This is a genomic window from Silicimonas algicola, assembly GCF_003148765.1.
GTDB lineage: Bacteria > Pseudomonadota > Alphaproteobacteria > Rhodobacterales > Rhodobacteraceae > Silicimonas > Silicimonas algicola.
Genome location: NZ_QGGV01000029.1, coordinates 1 through 1,039 on the forward strand (window position 1 = coordinate 1; position 1,039 = coordinate 1,039).

At 60.7% G+C, this 1,039-nt stretch carries 2 protein-coding genes; both read left to right on the top strand.

Annotation, left to right across the window (positions count from 1 at the left end; genetic code table 11):
* The first annotated feature begins 82 nt into the window (after positions 1-82).
* Entirely contained in the window at positions 83-445 is a 363-nt protein-coding gene (locus C8D95_RS22380; protein ID WP_211312671.1) for a hypothetical protein, read from the top strand.
* A 28-nt stretch (positions 446-473) separates the two neighbouring features.
* Positions 474-1,022, top strand: a complete 549-nt coding sequence (locus C8D95_RS22385) for an IS630 family transposase (protein WP_206508397.1) — start codon at positions 474-476, stop codon at positions 1,020-1,022.
* The last annotated feature ends 17 nt before the right edge of the window (positions 1,023-1,039 follow it).

The window sequence follows — 1,039 nt, forward strand, 5'->3', positions numbered from 1 at the left end:
TTCAGGATTCCCATGAAGTCGGCTGTATGATTCTCTGCCTGCAGGGCAGATATGGGGGTCCGAGATGGGCAAGCCACATCCTATGGCGCTTCGGGAGCGTGTGGTCGCGTTCGTGGAGGAAGGCCACACGCACCGCGCCGCAGCGGCGCGGTTTCGGGTTTCAGTGAAGTTCGTCAATGACATGATCATCCTGAAGCGCGAGACGGGTGGGCTGAAACCGCGGCCGCAAGGCAATTGCGGCGGGCATGGCAAACTGGGCCGTCTGCAGGACTGGATCAGGGCGCGCATGGATGGCAGGCCCGATTTGACGCTGGATGATCTGGTGTTGGCAATCGCGGATGCGCATCAGCTAACGGTTCATCGCGTCTCTGTCTGGCGCGCGCTCCGCAGCCTCGGCCTGACGCACAAAAAAAGACCTGCAAGCCGTCGAGCAAAAGCGGCCTGAGGTCCGGCAGGCCCGCCATGACTGGATTATGCGCCGCCAGCCGTTCATGCGTAACCTGTTGCCGCGCATCGGGTTCATTGACGAGACATCGCTCAAAACAAACATAGTCAAGACCACCGGATGGGCGCCCAAGGGCGCGCGACTGATCGACCATGCCCCCTTCGGCCACTGGAACACCCAGACCTTCATCGCCGCCCTGCGCCATGACAGGCTGGATGCGCCATGGATCATTGACGGCGCAATGAACCGCGAGATGTTCGAGCTTTATGTCGAGACCCAACTCGCCCCGACCTTGCGTCTGGGCGACGTGATCATCCTGGACAACCTGTCATCCCACAAAAGCCACACAGCCGCGCAGGCCATGCGCGCCGTGGGCGCATGGTTTCTGTTCCTGCCACCATACAGCCCCGACCTGAATCCGATCGAGATGGCATTCGCCAAGCTCAAGGCTCTTATCCGGCGAGCCGCGGCGCGGACATACGATGACCTCTGGCGCGTCGCCGGACATGTCTGCGACCTCTTCACCGAGGAAGAGTGCTTCAACTTCTTCAAGGCCGCAGGCTATGAAACCGATTAAACGCAATCCGCTCTAGA

What these genes read in the sequence shown, in the direction of transcription:
- C8D95_RS22385 (WP_206508397.1), top strand. Translation starts at nt 474, where the DNA reads ATGCGCCGCCAGCCGTTCATGCGTAACCTGTTGCCGCGCATCGGGTTC.
- C8D95_RS22380 (WP_211312671.1), top strand. Translation starts at nt 83, where the DNA reads ATGGCGCTTCGGGAGCGTGTGGTCGCGTTCGTGGAGGAAGGCCACACG.